16 protein-coding genes are annotated in these 15,748 nt (G+C 63.1%); 11 read left to right on the top strand and 5 right to left on the bottom strand.

Annotated features, from left to right (window positions below; translation table 11 throughout):
* Positions 1 to 5 precede the first annotated feature (5 nt).
* A complete protein-coding gene (locus QM609_RS22065) occupies positions 6 to 890 on the top strand; it encodes a sugar phosphate isomerase/epimerase family protein (protein WP_042923251.1) in 885 nt (294 codons plus the stop codon).
* On the opposite strand, the gene QM609_RS22060 is transcribed toward QM609_RS22065, so the two are convergent.
* From QM609_RS22060 to QM609_RS22045, 4 genes are all read right to left on the bottom strand, one after another.
* Positions 870 to 2,303, bottom strand: coding sequence for an HAD-IB family hydrolase (locus QM609_RS22060; protein ID WP_003941905.1), 1,434 nt, complete (start codon positions 2,301 to 2,303; stop codon positions 870 to 872). The two genes, QM609_RS22065 and QM609_RS22060, sit on opposite strands and share 21 nt — an antisense overlap.
* Entirely contained in the window at positions 2,300 to 4,636 is a 2,337-nt protein-coding gene (locus QM609_RS22055; RefSeq protein ID WP_007735324.1) for a glycerol-3-phosphate 1-O-acyltransferase, read from the bottom strand. The genes QM609_RS22060 and QM609_RS22055 overlap by 4 nt, the downstream gene beginning before the upstream one ends.
* Positions 4,637 to 4,639: 3 nt before the next feature.
* Positions 4,640 to 6,106, bottom strand: coding sequence for a wax ester/triacylglycerol synthase domain-containing protein (locus tag QM609_RS22050; RefSeq protein WP_003941881.1), 1,467 nt, complete (start codon positions 6,104 to 6,106; stop codon positions 4,640 to 4,642).
* A gap of 155 nt (positions 6,107 to 6,261) precedes the next feature.
* Positions 6,262 to 6,885, bottom strand: coding sequence for a TetR/AcrR family transcriptional regulator (locus QM609_RS22045; protein ID WP_076948852.1), 624 nt, complete (start codon positions 6,883 to 6,885; stop codon positions 6,262 to 6,264).
* 150 nt (positions 6,886 to 7,035) lie between these two features.
* On the opposite strand from QM609_RS22045, the gene QM609_RS22040 reads away from it, so the two are divergent.
* The 7 genes from QM609_RS22040 (at position 7,036) to QM609_RS22010 (ending at position 12,460) form a co-directional block, all read left to right on the top strand.
* Positions 7,036 to 7,674: a MerR family transcriptional regulator gene (locus QM609_RS22040; protein WP_007735320.1), complete on the top strand. Its 639-nt coding sequence runs from the start codon at positions 7,036 to 7,038 to the stop codon at positions 7,672 to 7,674.
* Complete coding sequence (locus QM609_RS22035; protein ID WP_007735317.1) at positions 7,671 to 8,516, top strand: thioesterase family protein; 846 nt, start codon at positions 7,671 to 7,673, stop codon at positions 8,514 to 8,516. Before QM609_RS22040 ends, QM609_RS22035 begins: the two co-directional genes overlap by 4 nt.
* A 34-nt stretch (positions 8,517 to 8,550) precedes the next feature.
* Positions 8,551 to 9,366: a pyrroline-5-carboxylate reductase gene (gene proC / locus QM609_RS22030; protein WP_003941923.1), complete on the top strand. Its 816-nt coding sequence runs from the start codon at positions 8,551 to 8,553 to the stop codon at positions 9,364 to 9,366.
* Between the two features lie 126 nt (positions 9,367 to 9,492).
* Positions 9,493 to 9,729, top strand: coding sequence for a helix-turn-helix domain-containing protein (locus tag QM609_RS22025; protein ID WP_003941845.1), 237 nt, complete (start codon positions 9,493 to 9,495; stop codon positions 9,727 to 9,729).
* 244 nt (positions 9,730 to 9,973) lie between these two features.
* Positions 9,974 to 10,075, top strand: a complete 102-nt coding sequence (locus tag QM609_RS22020) for a 30S ribosomal protein bS22 (RefSeq protein WP_003402602.1) — start codon at positions 9,974 to 9,976, stop codon at positions 10,073 to 10,075.
* A gap of 217 nt (positions 10,076 to 10,292) precedes the next feature.
* Positions 10,293 to 11,426, top strand: coding sequence for an NAD-dependent epimerase/dehydratase family protein (locus tag QM609_RS22015; RefSeq protein WP_007735316.1), 1,134 nt, complete (start codon positions 10,293 to 10,295; stop codon positions 11,424 to 11,426).
* Entirely contained in the window at positions 11,423 to 12,460 is a 1,038-nt protein-coding gene (locus QM609_RS22010) for a lysophospholipid acyltransferase family protein (RefSeq protein WP_042923247.1), read from the top strand. The genes QM609_RS22015 and QM609_RS22010 overlap by 4 nt, the downstream gene beginning before the upstream one ends.
* A 39-nt stretch (positions 12,461 to 12,499) precedes the next feature.
* Here the strand turns inward: QM609_RS22010 and QM609_RS22005 are convergent, their stop codons facing one another.
* Positions 12,500 to 13,495, bottom strand: coding sequence for an HAD family hydrolase (locus QM609_RS22005; RefSeq protein WP_003941873.1), 996 nt, complete (start codon positions 13,493 to 13,495; stop codon positions 12,500 to 12,502).
* Between the two features lie 200 nt (positions 13,496 to 13,695).
* Here QM609_RS22005 and QM609_RS22000 point away from each other — a divergent pair, with 200 nt between their 5' ends.
* The 3 genes from QM609_RS22000 to hemA form a co-directional block, all read left to right on the top strand.
* Positions 13,696 to 13,956: a glutaredoxin family protein gene (locus tag QM609_RS22000; RefSeq protein ID WP_003941953.1), complete on the top strand. Its 261-nt coding sequence runs from the start codon at positions 13,696 to 13,698 to the stop codon at positions 13,954 to 13,956.
* Positions 13,957 to 14,096: 140 nt separating this feature from the next.
* Positions 14,097 to 14,984, top strand: a complete 888-nt coding sequence (locus QM609_RS21995) for a redox-sensing transcriptional repressor Rex (protein WP_042923244.1) — start codon at positions 14,097 to 14,099, stop codon at positions 14,982 to 14,984.
* On the top strand, positions 14,981 to 15,748 hold a 768-nt coding region (hemA, locus tag QM609_RS21990; RefSeq protein WP_283337443.1), incomplete at its 3' end, for a glutamyl-tRNA reductase. The genes QM609_RS21995 and hemA, both read left to right, overlap by 4 nt.

The raw sequence follows: 15,748 nt of genomic DNA, 5'->3' as shown, positions 1-15,748 counted from the left end.
GGACGATGATCGGGGGATCGCAGCGCATGGTTCGTCGGCCGATAGCCGTCGGCCTGTCGACGGCTTCGGTATATCCGGAGAACACGGAAGCAGCATTTCGCTACGCCGCTGATCTCGGATACGACGGTGTCGAACTGATGGTGTGGGCCGAATCCGTGAGTCAGGACATCGGTGCTGTTGCCGCCCTCGTTCGCAAGTACGCCATTCCGGTGCAGGCGGTGCATGCGCCGTGTCTGCTGATTTCGCAGCGCGTGTGGGGTTCCGATCCGGTCGAGAAGCTCGAGCGTTCGGTGCGCACCGCCGAAACCTTGGGAGCGACGACGGTGGTCGTCCACCCGCCGTTCCGGTGGCAGCGCAAGTACGCCGAAGGCTTCGCGGAACAGGTTGTCGAACTCGAATCGAAGAGCAGCGTCGTGGTGGCGGTGGAGAACATGTTCCCCATGCGCGCCGACAGCTTCTTCGGCGGCAAGGACAAGTCCGCGGAGCGTCTGCGTAAACGTGGCGGTCCAGGGGCAGCGTTGTCCGCGTTCAGTCCGTCGTACGACCCGACCGATTCCGATCATGCTCACTACACACTCGACCTGTCGCACACCGCGACGGCGGGCATGGATGCCCTGGAGTTGGCCTCCCGTATGGGCAAGGGGCTCGAGCACCTGCACCTGGCCGACGGTCGCGGGGCGTCGATGGACGAGCACCTGATTCCGGGGCATGGCTCACAGCCGTGCGCGGAGTTGTGTCAGCAATTGGCTGCGAGCGAATTCAGCGGCCAGGCAGTCATCGAGATCAACACGCAGAACGCGCGCACCCGGCGGGAGCGGTCGTCGATGCTGGCGCAGGCGCTCGCGTTTGCACGCGAGCACCTGGCACGCTCAGCGGTGGCCGGCAAGTAGCGCAGCTTCGAACTGCGCGCGCACCTTCTCGACGTGTGCGTCGAGGTCTTTGGTCTCCCAGCCTTCGGTCGAGATGGGATCGAGCACCGAGACATAGACCGGGCCTGGATGGGCGACAAGCGAATTGCGCCACATCCGTTCACCCGCGTTGTGAATCACCACGGGCACGATCGGCACACCGGCTTGGATCGCCAAGTGGAATCCACCCTTCTTGAAAGGGCCCAGACGTGGCGTCGGAGAACGGGTGCCCTCCGGAGCTATGACTATCGAGACACCATTCTTCAGCTTGTCGACTGCCGGTTGCAGTGCAGCCTTCGCCTTCGTGGTGTCGGTGCGGTCGATGTAGGCGACGTCGAGCAGTGCACCGACGGGCATGAACCGCGGATCGCTTGCCGCTTCCTTCTTCGCGACGCCGGTCACGTCACGCTTGATCACGGTGCCCAGGACCAACATGTCCAGGGAACTCTGATGGTTGAACATGAACACCGCCGGGCGGTGATCCCACACGTTGTGCTCGCCGTCGATCTCGACGTCGATGCCCAGCAGTGAGAGCGAGATGTCGGGGCCGTACGTGCCGACCAGGTTCGCACCCAGTTGACGGTTCCCGGTGACAATGCCTGCCGACGCACCGAGGGCGGCGGTGGCAGCAAGCGCGCCCATGGCCGTCGCCGTTCGGATCGTGGAGATCGGTGTTGCGCCTCGTTGCGGTTTACGCAGGCTGACCGAAGGCCAGTGATTGCGCAACGCGATCTTGGCCAGACCACGATCGGGATTCAACGCGACAGGTCGCCCGACGGCCTCGAGCATGAAGACGTCTTCGACACCGTTGGAGTACGCAAACGCGTTCTTCAGATCGGCGCCCATCTTCTCGGCATAGCCTGCAAGGGCATTGGCCTTGGCCGGCCCCCACAGTGCGGGCGAAGACAGTTCGCCGGTGAGCATGCCGTCGACGACTTCGGGTTCGGTGCACAGCACGTCTTCGATGTCGAGATCTTCGGCGACGTACTTGGCCTGGAACGGAGTCGCCGACGTAGCCATCACGATCGTGTGGCCGGCTCGCCGGTGTGCCGCCAGTAGCCCGCGGGCTTCCGGGTAGATCATCGCGGCGATTTCCTGCTTGAACAGCCGTCGGCCCCAGTCGTTCAGTTCCTCGACGGTACGGCCGCCCAAGGCTCGAACGCCGATGTCCATGAGTGCTCCGACGTCAGCACCGCGGAATTGGGTGTCGATCGCGGCACCGGTGGTGCGCAAGAGTTCGCCGACGCTGATATCCAAGCGTCGCAGGCGGTCTCGGTACACAACGCTGGCCGAGTACCCGCTGATCAAGGTGCCGTCGAGGTCGAAGGCGGCGATCGTTCCGGGCCCGGGCGGGGCGGCTTCGATGGCGGAGTGCAGACGCTCGAGTCCGGTCACAGTCCTACTTCCTCGTTCGCGGCGGGCGCTCGGTTTGCTTCTGGAATGGTCACTACCGCGGCGGCGTCCGGTACCGGCATCGCCACCTGATCGAGTCGTGCATGCGCGAGTGCGCGAAGGTGACGCAGGCGCTCGACCTGAACCTTGATCTCGGCAGCGAATGCCAGGCGCCTGGCCCGGACTCCGTCGTCGTCGACTTCGATCAAGTTACGGTTGCGCGCCAAATTCAGTGCGGTGGCGAACAACTCGCCGGAGACGGATTCGTTGCTGGCGATCTGCTGCCGCAGTCGACGCTGATGTGCGACGTCGATGCAGTTGCTGATGAACGACTTTTCGTCGAACGATGTCGAAATCGGCGCGAGCACAAGCTGATCGGCGACAACCTGGTACGCCTCGAGGAACGGTTGGAGCACGCGGTGCGCGAGGTACGGGCGAACCGTCTCGATCATGTGCTCGGTTCGTTTGTCGTCGGCCATGACGGTTTCCCACTCGGGGTCGATCAGCGTCAGCTCGGTCCGCATCTCCTGCTCGAACGTGTCCCGGTCACTGAAGAAGAACTCGAATTTCAACAAATCTCGGATGCGCTTGGCCTCTGCCCACCCGTCCCCGATGGGGTCCTCGAACCGCTCTTCGACGGCTGCCTGAAGTACGAGTTCGGTGATGGCACGCACGACAAGAAAGTGAATCGTGTTGTTGCGGTAGAAGGCAGCGACAAGATGCTGGTCCTTGCCGAGGTAGAAGACCTGCTCGCCGCCCCGATCGAAGCGCTCGAGCACCCCGGAATCGACGTGTGTCTGCAATGCCTTCTCGATGACACGCGGATCGGACAGTTCGACGTCGCCGGCGATCGGAAGATTTCGCGCGGTGATGTAGCCGAACAGCGGCGTGAGAATCGCGGTGAGTTCACGAACTGTCAACGCCCGGTCTTCGATTCCGAGGAACGCCAACATCGCCAGTGAAGACACGGTCACCGGGGTGACCTCGTTGATGCGGTGACACACCTCGATGCCGGCCTTCTGAATGGCGAGGCGCTGATCGGTTTCCTGGCTGAGTGCGTCCGCGAGTGAGAGCGGCCGGCCGATGGTCACGTGCGCGACACCGTTGCGTTTTCCCTGGGCGCGTACGTAACCCACCATCCAGCGCAGGCCTTCCGGTGTCTTCTCGGCGCCGAGCGCCTCGGCAGCCATGGCCCCGACCTCGTAGAGTTGGTCGTAGCTCAGCGCAACCGGGACGAGGTACACGTCGGACGCTCCGCTGACCTGAAATGCCTTGGTCAGGTAGGTCAGGAGACCGAAGCGCGGCGGGCGTAGTTTCCCGGTACGTCCGCGTCCACCTTCGATGTACCACTCCAGATTGAAGCGCTTGGTCAGCAGATAGCGCATGTACTCGTGCATCGACCATTTGTAGACCTCGTCGTTGCCGATGCTTCGACGAATGAAGACGGTGCCGCTGCGCTTGAGGATCGAGCCCATGGGCCAGAAACTGATGTTGAGGCCGCCCATGACGTGATTGAGCGGCAAGCCGTTCGCGATCAACGCCGGACGCAGGACGAGGGGATCGAGGTACGAACGGTGACTGGGGAGGAAGACCAGTGAGTGTTCTTTGTTCAGCTCACGGAGTTCCTCGAAGCGGCTCGTGTCCACGTCCAGCTTGTAGGCGCGAGCGAAGTAGCGGCCCAGGCGATCCCACACCGCGATGGCTTGGCGACTCTGGGTGGCAACCATTTCTTCGAGAGCTTCACGTGCGCGGCGATCGACTTCGGCGACGGCGATGTTCAACCGGTCGGCCAAAGCCATGACCTCGGTGGCGAATCGGCGGGTGTCGGTGATCTCGTCGACGACGAACCGTGACACCTTGTACTGGCCACCCAGTAGGCCCAATTCGGCGCGTTCGAGTGCCAGAGCGGCCTGCCGTCGGATGAACTCCGGTAGCGAACCGCCACCGCTCTTTTCGAGGCGACGCTCGAGATCGCTCAGTGGTGCGGGTTCACCTTCGATGACCTGGCACCGAGAGGGGTCGGTGCGCAGGGTTCTGCGTTGTGCACCGCGTCCGGGGTGGAGAGGATCGCGTGGTGCCAGCGCATCACGTAGTCGCACCGCGACGTTGTGCTTGGTATGGGTGTCCGGAATCCACACCACGCGAAGCGGTGCGAGCATCGGGTCGTCGGTCCGTGCCGCCAGTTCTGCCAGGGTCTTGTCGGTGATGTTGACGGTGACCGGCCGAGTTTCGGATGAGCTTGCCTTGTCGGCAAGCCACTTTCGCAGCACGCCGGCTTCGGCCTCTGTCATGGTTTCGGTGAGGTACACGCGCGGGTTGGTCGTGTTCTCGCTCATGACTCACGCACCTTCCGTTGTGACGCCGAGAGCGACGATCTCGTCCAGGCTCTCCTGCAAACACTGCATCAGCAGCGCGGGTTTTGTGATCGCAGCGGTGTCGAGATTGATTCCGATACAGCACACCCCGACGTGGGAGACCAGTGTCGCCATTGCCGCGCAACCGGGCGCCGGGCCGAACGGGAACATCCGCTCGATCTTCGCTCCGGCGAGATAGACCGGTACCGGTACGCCGGCGACGTTGCTCGCCTGCAGGTCCAGTCCTGTCGACTGGGACAGATACCAGTTCGCGAGTAGATAGTTCGGCAGGCGAGCGAGGATCGGGGCGGCGACGTCGATAGCGTCCAACGCCGGTTCCTCACGCAGACTCAGAACGATCTCTCGCACCTGCCTGATGCGTTTGGCCGGATCCGTTTCGGCGACCGGGCCGTTGAAGCGAACGGCTGCAAACCGGTTGCCGCCGTTGGCGTCTGCGCCCGTGCGCATGCTGATCGGCATACCCATCGGGATGCTCTCGACGGATTGTCCGAAGGCTTCGTGGTAGCGATGGAAGCCGCCGAGCAAAGCGGCGACGTACGCGTCGTTGAGTGAGCCGCCGGCAGCTTTTGCTCCGGCCTTGAGCTCGGGAACACCCACTTCGAGAGTTCCGAACCACCGTCCGAGACCACGATCGTGGAGCAGAGGGGAACCGGAACGAGCTGGGGGAGTGACGATCTTGCGGAGTGAATTGGCGTAACCGAGGACCTCGGAAGCTGTCGTGATCGGACTCGAGATCGCCGTGGTCGCAACATTGGTGGCACCGCGGACCAGCTTGGCGATACGCGAGGGCGCACGCCGGATCTCGCTGACGACCTCCTCGCCGAAGGCGCCCACCGATGACAGATGCTCAGGAGCAGGCGGTGTGCGGTCGGGCTTGTTCGGAGTGGGGTCCGGGCGTCTGCTGTGCAGGAGCGTCATCATCTGGATGCCGCCCATGCCGTCGGTGATGGAGTGGTGAGTCTTGACCACGAACACGGCGCGACCGTCGTCGAGACCTTCGATGAGCAGCGCGCTCCACGGCGGTCGAGCCTTGTCGAAAGGTTCCGTCGCAAGGTGACGACACATGCGCAGTGCGTGATCGAAGTCCGCCGGTGCAGGTAAGCGGACGCGTCGTAGGTGGTAGCCGATGTCGAACTCGGGATCGACGGACCACACCGGATTGCCCAGCTGCATTGCCGGTTCCACTGCTCGCATACGAATACGCGGAACCACGTGCGATGCCCACTCGACTGCGTCGAGAAGTCGATCCCAGTCCGGGGCACGATCGAGAACCTCCACCGCAACGATCGGTGAGCGCAGTTGCGGCTGCGCCTCTTCCATCCGCCACATTCCAGTCTCGAAGTCGGACATCGTGCGGTTCGCCCCCCAGGCGACCGCGGAAAGGTCGACGTCGACCGCGCTAGGAGGAACAAATGGATTGCTGTTGGCCATACGTCAAGAACTCCCTCGGTCTGCGGATCCACCCCGCGCATCTCTGCTTCTAAGTGTGGACCCGCGACCGTGGGCGCGTCCCGGTTTCGGTGTCAGCCGACAGGTGTGACGTTCGTCAGTTAAGGGCTAATCGGACATGCCGGGAAGTTCAGTGCTCAAGAAGTGACGCCGACGGCTTTCAGGGCTATCTCGCGGTAGAGAACACTGACTTCGCGCGGAGTCTGCGGTCCGTCGAGTCGATACCAGAGGACGACAGACTGACACATTCCCAGTAGCGCACGGCCCGTTCCGGTGATGTCCGGGACCGTGAACTCACCGCTCTCGACGCCTGCCGTCAGTACGTCGACGAGTAGGTTCTCGAGCTTCTTTCGCTTGGCGGCGTAGCTCTTTCGTTCCGCGTCCTCGAGGTATCGCAGTTCGGAATCGAGGAAGGCTATGTCGGAGCGACTGGTCATGTGCAGAACACACGCCTCGACGAGATTGCCGAACTGTGCCGTCGGCGACGGTCCGGCAGCGTCGACCGCAGCGCTCGCGCGTGCGGTGACGTTCTCGATGCCCGGTTCCATCAGCGCGACGAGGATGCCCTGTTTGTTGCCGTGGTAGTAATACAGCGTCGGCACGGTGACACCGGCACGTTTTGCGATGTCACGAACCGACGCTCCGTGGTAACCGAGTTCGTGGAACACCTCGAGTGCGGCGGTGAGCAGGGGAGTCAGCGTCAGTGGTTCCACGATGCGCCACTGTTCGTCGGGCTGAGCCTCCGACTGCAAATCCGTCATTCCGCCTGTTCGCTCCGTTCGGAAATTTCTGGTGGTGTGACTAAAGAAGGTTCAACCCTAGCGCAAGGCGTGTCCTCCTTACCGATGCTCGGCCACCATTGGATAGCATCACTATCCAGTAATGGGTCGAGCGAGTTGGACGGAGGAGCGGTGAAGGTTTCCGAACTGGCCGCACAGTCCGGCGTTGCACTGGCCACTATCAAGTACTACCTCCGTGAAGGTCTGCTGATGCCTGGTGAGCCGACCAGCGCAACGGGAGCAAGGTACGGCGAACAGCACGTCCGGCGACTCGCGTTGATCAGGGCCCTGGCCGGGGCGGGACTCGCGATTCCACGGATTCGCGCGGTGCTCGAACTGGTGGACAGTGACGAGCGATCCGAATTCGAGACTTTCGGCCGCGCAATCGCGCAACTACCCCCGTACGTCGAACCTGAACCGGATCCAGAGTTCCCCAGAGCTCGCAAGGTTCTGGAGTTTCTCGGTCAGGTCTTCGAGCCGAGGTACGTGGCGGTCGCGCACCTCGAGCGGGCACTGATCGGCCTCGAGGATGCCGGACTGAGTCTCTCGGACGCGCGCCTGCGCGCCTACGGCGACCACATCCGAGGGATTGCCGAAGTGGAAATCGAGCTGATGCCTACCAGTTCGACCGAGGACGGCATTCGCTATGCGGTCCTCGGAACCGCCATGTACGAACCCGTCCTGACAGCTTTGCGACGCCTGGCGCACCAAGATTTGGCCGCACGACATTTCCCGCAACACCGAGAAAGCACCGAACAGGAAAATCGATGAGCACCAGTCCCTTTCAAGATCTCAATCGCCTCACCTCGCTCGGCGACGGGCGATACACCGCAACGATCGATTCGATCTGGACCATCGGGCCGAAAGTGCACGGCGGCTCCATGATGGCTGTGTGCGCCGCTGCAGCGCGTCAATGTCTGCGAGACGGCGCAGGTGAGAACGACTCGCTTCTGAAGATGCAGCCACTCGCAGTGAGCGCCAACTATCTGTCGGCCCCAGATCCGGGTGAAGTCGAACTGGAGGTGATCGTCCGAAAGCAGGGACGCCAGGTCGCGTTATTAGACGTCGAGTTGAGCCAGGCGGGCCGCAGCGCTGTTCGCGCGGCGGTCACGCTCGGATTCCCCGATGACGGCGACCCCACCTTCGTCACGGCCTCGTCGATCGACGACATGTCACCGGAACCGCCGGAGAGTGCGGTGGCAGTCATCGGCGATCACCCGATGGCGCAGGTCGTGCATGTCGGTCAGGGTTGCGACATGCGAATCGACACCACCTCGGCGCACTTCCTGACCGGCAGCCAAGGCGAGGCCGAGGTCAGGATGTGGGTCCGTCCTCGACCCGAGGACGAAAACGACCTCGACACCGCTGTGCTGTTCGCGATCATGGCGGGTGACATCAGCGCGCCGGTGACGATGAACCGCGGCCTGTTCGGGTGGGCGCCGACCGTGCAGTTGACGACGTACCTGCGCCGACTGCCGACGCCGGGATGGCTTCGCGTGCGGGCGAGCTCGGATGTTCTGGGCAGCACGTGGTTCGAAGAGGATCATGCTGTTCTCGATTCGACGGGCGCAGTCGTCGTCCAGAGTCGTCAATTGGCGATGATGCCCCGCTAGGGTCGATCGCTGCGGTCGTGGCAGGCTGTTCGCCATGACAAGAATTGCGATTATCGGTGGCGGCAAGATCGGCGAGGCGCTGATCTCCGGGCTGTTGCAGGCCGGCCACGCCATCAAGGATCTGGTCGTCGCCGAGCAATATCAGCCTCGCGCAGACGAATTGATCGCCGAATACTCCATCCGCGTCAGCACGGTCGCCGATGCCGCCGAGGGTGCGGACGTCATCGTCATCGCGGTGAAGCCGAACGACGTCGAGTCAGCGCTCACGGCGTTGACGAAGGTCGATCTGGACGGCGACCTCGAACAATTGATCGTTTCCCTTGCGGCGGGAATCCCCACGGGATTCTTCGAAACGCGTCTGCCCGCAGGGTTCCCGGTCATCCGCGTCATGCCGAACACCCCCATGTTGGTCGGGGAGGGCGTGAGCGTGCTCTCGCCCGGACGGCACGTCAAGGCCGAGCATCTCGAGCTCGTACGCGGCATCCTCGGCAGCGTCGGCAAGGTGGTCACGGTTCCCGAATCGCAGATCGACGCGGTCACGGCTGTCTCCGGTTCCGGCCCGGCCTACTTCTTTCTGGTCGCCGAAGCGATGATCGACGCGGGAGTCGGTCTCGGCCTGACGCGCCCGGTCGCTACCGAATTGGTGGTGCAGACGATGGTCGGTTCCGCAGCGATGCTCGATCGCACCGGCGACAGCGCGACGGATCTTCGCGCCGCGGTGACGTCACCGGGCGGAACGACGGCTGCGGCACTGCGTCAGCTCGAAGCGGGCGGCCTGCGGACGGCGTTCTTCGATGCCTTGGATGCCGCCAAGTCGCGCTCGGCCGCGATGGGTGCAGCTGCGGATTAGTCGTCCGTTTAGCCACACCCGTCGCTTTAACCCCACCAGTACAGCTAAGCTCGACTTAGTACGTACGTGTCTGTTCCGCCGGAGGGGAAGCCGGCGGCGCGAGTCGTGCTGGAGGTATGTGGATTAATGGTGTCTGCAAACAAGCCGTCCATGGGTTCGTCCCACGACGGAAAGCCGGCAGTGGCCGGCACGCAATTCCTCACTGTTGCTGAGGTAGCAACTTTGATGAGGGTGTCGAAAATGACTGTGTACCGGTTGGTACACAGTGGCGAATTGCCTGCTGTACGAGTGGGCCGTTCGTTCCGTGTACATGCGAAGGCAGTACACGATTACCTCGAAACCTCGTACTTCGATGCCGGCTGACCAGCCGGTTCGAAGAGGATGACCTCGGCGTGAGCCGAGTCGCGGGCACAGCGGTTGCTGTGCCGGAGGCTCGGTTTATGCCGAGTGACTCCACACCGGTACGATGAGTCACTGTCGTACCAGCAAGCTGGTGTCGTAAGGCGCTGAGCTAGTTAAAACGAGGGCCAGGCGCCAATTGCTTGGCGCAGGCGTACGTGACCGGCGTGCGCAGGAACGCTAGAGAAGAACGTGAGGGACACCCGCTATGGGTTCAGTGATCAAGAAGCGTCGCAAGCGCATGTCGAAGAAGAAGCACCGCAAGCTGCTTCGTCGTACCCGAGTACAGCGCAGGAAACTCGGTAAATAAGCAGTACCTGTTGATGCCCGCCACCCCTTCCGGGGTGGCGGGCATCAACATATTCGGGGGGAAGCGATGTGTGCCACGTCTCATTGGCTGGGCGGTTTGTCTTGAATGGCCGAAATTTGGGTAGTCAGCGCGGGACCCCCTCTGCCCGTAAAGTGGGGGAAAATCGCGGGAGGGACGCTTCGGCAGAGCGCGTTTCTACTGGATATGGGGGTACTTGGTGGTTGAAGGTGACAACACTTCAGGGGGCACGACGCCTCGCGTCGTACTGGTGACCGGGGCGAGCAGATTTCTCGGCGGCTACCTGGTGACCAGGCTTGCGCAGAATCCGTCGATCGAGCGTGTCATCGCCGTCGACGCCGTCAGTCCGAGCAAGGACATGATGCGCAGAATGGGCCGCGCGGAATTCGTGCGAGCAGACATCCGCAATCCGCTGATCGGCAAAGTGATCCGAAACGCCGAGGTCGACACCGTCGTGCACGCGTCGACGCTTCAGAAAGCCCCCAAAGCCGGCAGCCGCGCCGCGATGAAGGACATGAACGTCATCGGCGCCATGCAACTGTTCGCGGTCTGCCAGAAAGCGCCGACGGTTCGCAAGGTGATCCTGCGCTCGGCTTCGGTCGTCTACGGGTGCAGTGCCAAGGATCCCGCTCAGTTCACCGAAGAAATGAGTGCGCGCCGCCGGCCGCCGGGCGGATATGCCCGCGACAGCCTCGAGATCGAGGGATACCTCCGCGGAATGGGGCGTCGGCGCCCGGACATCTCGGTCGGGATTCTGCGGTTGGCGCCGTTGATCGGACCTCAGCTGACTGCAACCGTCGGGCACTACGTCACCGCCCCACTCGTGCCCACCATCGTCGGGCGCAACGCGCGCCTGCAATTGCTCCACGTCGAGGATGCCCTCGCGGCGCTGGAGAAGGCGACCATCGGACACGCTTCGGGTACGTACAACATCGCCGGCGACGGAGTGGTCATGATGTCGCAGGCGATCCGCCGGGCAGGCAGGGTGGAAGTTCCCATGCCGCTCGCTCTGTTCCGCAGCGTCGGGAGCGCGTTGGTGGGGTCGTCCATGAGGCTGTACACCGACGAGCAACTCGAGTACTTCCGGTTCGGCTGCGGACTCGACACCACTCGCATGCGCAGCGAGCTGGGGTTCGAGCCGCGATGGACCACCATGCAAGCACTCGACGATTTCATGCGTGCGATGCAGACGCGCCGGATCATCAAGTCCGAGTGGATCGATCGGGCGGAGAATGCGTTGACCACCATCCTCGGCGGTGACACCGCCGCGGCGGCAACAAGTGCAGACGTGATGCACATGCCGCTGTCGGGACGAAGTGCGGTGAAGGGGTGACTGACGTGGCGAAGGTAATTCCCCTGCGGCCCAGCGCAACTCACACCGGAAAGTCGGCAACTTCCCGTTCGCGTGAGTCCGTCACCGGTGCGGAGCGTGACATCCGTGAACAAAGTGAACGTCGGCATCCGTCCGGAGTGTCCTCGGCGGCCGACCACGGCGGTGAGAGCACGTTCGTCGATTCGGCCAGGTCGGCGATCGTCGACCAGATCGCCTCGGCAGCAGAATTCTTCCGACGTCGGGTGTCGGGCGACTACGAGGTCGACGAGTTCGGATTCGACCCGCATTTCGCGGACAACGTCGTCATGCCGATGTTGCGCCCGTTGTTCGAGAAGTGGTTTCGCGTCGAGGTCAGTGGGATCGAGAACATTCCCCTCACCGGGGGAGCGCTTGTGGTCGCCAACCACGCCGGTGTGATCCCGATCGACGGACTGATGACGTCGGTTGCCGTGCACGATCACCATCCAGCGCATCGTCCACTGCGAATGTTGGCTGCGGACATGGCATTCGAGATGCCGGTGGTGGGTGGACTGGCGCGCAAAGCCGGTCATACGTTGGCCTGCAACCCCGACGCCGAGCGTCTGCTCAACGACGGTGAAGTCGCGGCCGTGTTCCCGGAAGGATTCAAGGGCATCGGGAAACCGTTCAGTGAGCGGTACAAGTTGCAGCGGTTCGGGCGCGGTGGCTTCGTGTCGGCCGCAATGCGAACCGGTGTTCCGATCATTCCGTGCTCGATCGTGGGTTCGGAGGAGATCTATCCCAAAATCGGTGATCTCACCACACTCGCACGCGTTCTCGGTCTTCCGTATTTCCCGGTGACACCGCTGTTTCCACACTTCGGGCCGCTCGGCCTGGTTCCGTTGCCGTCGAAGTGGTACATCGAGTTCGGAAAGCCCATCGTCACCGACACCTTCGAGAGCGGTGCCGCCGACGATCCGATGGTCCTGTTCGAGGTCACGGACCACGTCCGGGAAACCATTCAGCAGACGCTGTATCGACTGTTGGCCAAGCGTCGCAACGTCTTTCTTGGCTGAGTTCGGTCCGGATCGCTGCTCGATCCGGACCGAACCCGCTCAGACGTTCTGTTCTTTGCGCCTGGCGAGAATTGCCGCGAGCGCCCCGCCGACCGCTCCGAGCACCAGCGCCGTCGGTACGCCGATCTTGGCGGCCTTTCGTCCGGTGCGGAAATCGCGAACTTCCCACCCGCGGTTCTTCGCGAGTTCACGAAGATCTGCGTCGGGATTGATCGCCACCGGTGTCCCCACCAACGAGAGCATCGGAACGTCGTTGTGGCTGTCGGAGTAGGCGGAACAGCGCTTGAGATTGAGTCCTTCACGCACCGCCAACGTCCGTACGGCGTGCGCCTTGCCCATGCCGTGCAGGATGTCGCCGACGAGTCGGCCGGTGAAGACGCCGTCCTCACTCTCGGCGACAGTGCCCAAGGCGCCGGTCAATCCCAGTTTCTCGGCGATGACCTGAGCCAGTTCGACCGGAGTTGCCGTCACCAACCACACCTGTTGTCCGGCGTCGAGGTGCATCTGGGCCAACGCCCTCGTGCCTGGCCAGATCTTGTCGGCGATGACCTCGTCGTAGATCTCCTCGCCGAGGCGGGCGAGTTCGGCGGTGGATCGACCGGCCACGAAGGACAGTGCTTTCTCGCGGCCTTCGGCGACGTCGTCGCTACTTTCTCGGCCGGTGACTCGGAACTTGATCTGCTTCCACGCGAAATCCACCAGATCCGAGGTCTTGAGATACTTTCGTGCAGCGAGACCACGGGCGAAGTGGATGATCGACGCACCCTGCACCATGGTGTTGTCGACGTCGAAGAATGCGGCGGCCGTGAGGTCGCGCGGAACGGCCGGGGGCTCTTCGCCGGTTTCCGGTTCTGTGGGGTTGGCAGCTTCGTGCAATGCCAGAGCTGCGTCAGCGCTCGCCTCGCCGGCGAGATTGGCTCGAACTTCCGACTCACTCGGGCCCAGCGGATTCTTCACATGGCGACGTCCGGGGAGAATGACCCCGGCAAGCCCTGATCCGAATCCGGAGCCGTTCGGTAGTGATCGCGCAGGCACCCGCACCTCCCGTGTTGCATTCTCGAGCAGAGAACTCTTCGAGTCAGCCTATCCTCCGCGATGAGGCCCGATGGGTTGGATGGTGACCTTCCCTGTGGTGTGTGACGTTCCTCTCCGCCGATTTGGCACCGAGTGGGGCTCCGGAGGCACACTCGACCGATCAAGTAGATGGCGTCCCCGTAGAAGAAAGGTATGCGTCGATGACTGCAGCTACGCATGAAGTGACCCTGTTGACACGCGCAGGATGCGCGTCCTGCGTCGGCGCGGCGGAGGTCCTGCGACGGGTCTGTTCCGAGTTCGAGCTGGAATTGACGTGCATCGACGTGGACGAAGCTGCCGCGACGGATCCAGAGCTGAGAGCGGAGTACGGAGACAGATTGCCCGTCATTCTTCTCGACGGACGCGAGCACGGTTACTGGGAAGTCGACGAGGAGCGCCTTCGTGACGATTTACGCAAGTAAGGCAACCCTCAAAGTTGTCCGCGGAGCCGCTTTGCAGGTGAACGGCACATCGAACCCGTCTCGAGCAACTTTGTGCATGGGTTCACAAGCGGTTACCGTGGTGTGAACATTCCCCCGGAGCATCGTGGAGGTCGACAGTCGTGTCGACCGGACGAGGAGCCAGCGACGTGACCGAACCGCACCAGACGCATGAGCCTGTGGCTCAGCGCGTCACCGGCGCTGCGGGCTCTTCCGTCACCGACGCTGCCAGCGCCTCGGTTACCGACCCGATCGCTCAGGATCGCGTCATCCCCCAGGCTACGGTGACGCGCTTGGCCGCATACCTGCGGGTCCTCGGAGTGATGTCCGACCGGGGTACCTCCATCGTCTCGAGCGAGGAACTCGCGCAGGCGTCAGGTGTCGGATCAGCGAAGTTGCGTAAGGATCTGTCGTTCCTCGGACCCAACGGCGTCCGCGGCGTCGGGTACGACGTCAACAGGCTCCGCATCCGCATCGAGCGTGCACTCGGACTCGATCGTGGGCACAAGGTCGTTCTCGTCGGAGTCGGAAACCTCGGCAAGGCACTGGTCGGCTACGGCGGATTCAGCCGCCGCGGTTTCGAGATGGTCGGACTCTTCGACAGTGACGCAGATCGAATCGGAAGCAGAGTCGGGGATCTCGTCGTGCGCAGCACCGAGGAACTGACCGTCGCCTGCCGTGAACTGAATGCGACCATCGGCGTCATCTCCACACCGGACGAGGCAGCTCAGGGCGTGTGCGACCAGTTCGTCAGCGCCGGGCTGCGCTGCATCATGAGTTTTTCGCCGATCGCCCTCGACGTTCCCGATCACGTGGAACTGCGACGTGTAGATCTAGCCGTCGAGATGCAGGTTCTCTCCTTCAACAGTGCGCGCAACGCCGATCAGGCATCCAGCGCGCCGCGAGTACGAGTGGCTCACGCCGCATCCGCTTCGTCAGTCCCATCCACCAGTTCACCCGCTCCGGTCGGAGCAGGTTCGACAAGAAACGGATCAGTGATCGCGCCGTGAGTGTTCTGCTTGTCGGGGTCTCGCATCGAACCGCGCCCGTCCCGGTGCTCGAGCGAGTAGCTGTCACCGACACCGATCGTCCGAAGCTGATCGACAAGCTTCTGGCGTCTTCGCACATCTCCGAAGCGATGATCGTCTCCACCTGTAACCGGGTGGAGGTCTACGCGGTGGTGGACGCGTTCCACGGTGCACTCACCGAGGTCGGTGAAATCCTGGCCGACCATTCGGGTCTCGACCTGACAGCGCTGCACGCTCACGCATACGTCCGCTACAGCGAAGCAGCCGTCGAGCACCTCTTCGCGGTGGCCAGCGGCCTCGATTCCATGGTGATCGGCGAACAGCAGATCCTCGGCCAGATCCGTTCGGCCTACGCATCTTCGGATGCGCAGCAGGCCGCCGGACGCGTCGTCCACGAACTGGCTCAGCAGGCACTGCGCGTCGGCAAGCGAGTGCATTCCGAAACCGGAATCGACTCCGCCGGAGCATCAGTCGTGTCGGTGGCTCTCGATCGTGCAGCGGGCATCATCGGTGAGGGCGGCCTGGTCGGCCGCACTGCCGTGGTTGTCGGTGCAGGCTCGATGGGCGGTCTGTCGGTTGCGCATCTCACCCGCGCCGGAATCGCACGCATCGTCGTCGTCAACCGGACACAGGAACGCGCCGAGCACCTGGCAGAGACGGCACGCTCCAACGGCGTCGACGCCGACGGTGTTGCCTTCGATCAGCTTTCGGCCGCGATGGCGCAGGCAGATGTCATGGTCACCTGT

This window comes from Rhodococcus sp. IEGM 1302 (assembly GCF_030056935.1).
GTDB classification, from domain to species: domain Bacteria; phylum Actinomycetota; class Actinomycetes; order Mycobacteriales; family Mycobacteriaceae; genus Rhodococcus_F; species Rhodococcus_F qingshengii.
This window is presented reverse-complemented; position numbering and strand designations above follow the sequence as displayed.

Excerpts from the sequence above, each read along its gene's own strand:
- QM609_RS22065 (WP_042923251.1), top strand. The coding sequence starts at position 6 with ATGATCGGGGGATCGCAGCGCATGGTTCGTCGGCCGATAGCCGTCGGC.
- QM609_RS22055 (WP_007735324.1), bottom strand. The coding sequence starts at position 4,636 with ATGAGCGAGAACACGACCAACCCGCGCGTGTACCTCACCGAAACCATG.
- QM609_RS22050 (WP_003941881.1), bottom strand. The coding sequence starts at position 6,106 with ATGGCCAACAGCAATCCATTTGTTCCTCCTAGCGCGGTCGACGTCGAC.
- QM609_RS22045 (WP_076948852.1), bottom strand. The coding sequence starts at position 6,885 with ATGACGGATTTGCAGTCGGAGGCTCAGCCCGACGAACAGTGGCGCATC.
- QM609_RS22035 (WP_007735317.1), top strand. The coding sequence starts at position 7,671 with ATGAGCACCAGTCCCTTTCAAGATCTCAATCGCCTCACCTCGCTCGGC.
- proC (WP_003941923.1), top strand. The coding sequence starts at position 8,551 with ATGACAAGAATTGCGATTATCGGTGGCGGCAAGATCGGCGAGGCGCTG.
- QM609_RS22025 (WP_003941845.1), top strand. The coding sequence starts at position 9,493 with ATGGTGTCTGCAAACAAGCCGTCCATGGGTTCGTCCCACGACGGAAAG.
- QM609_RS22020 (WP_003402602.1), top strand. The coding sequence starts at position 9,974 with ATGGGTTCAGTGATCAAGAAGCGTCGCAAGCGCATGTCGAAGAAGAAG.
- QM609_RS22000 (WP_003941953.1), top strand. The coding sequence starts at position 13,696 with ATGACTGCAGCTACGCATGAAGTGACCCTGTTGACACGCGCAGGATGC.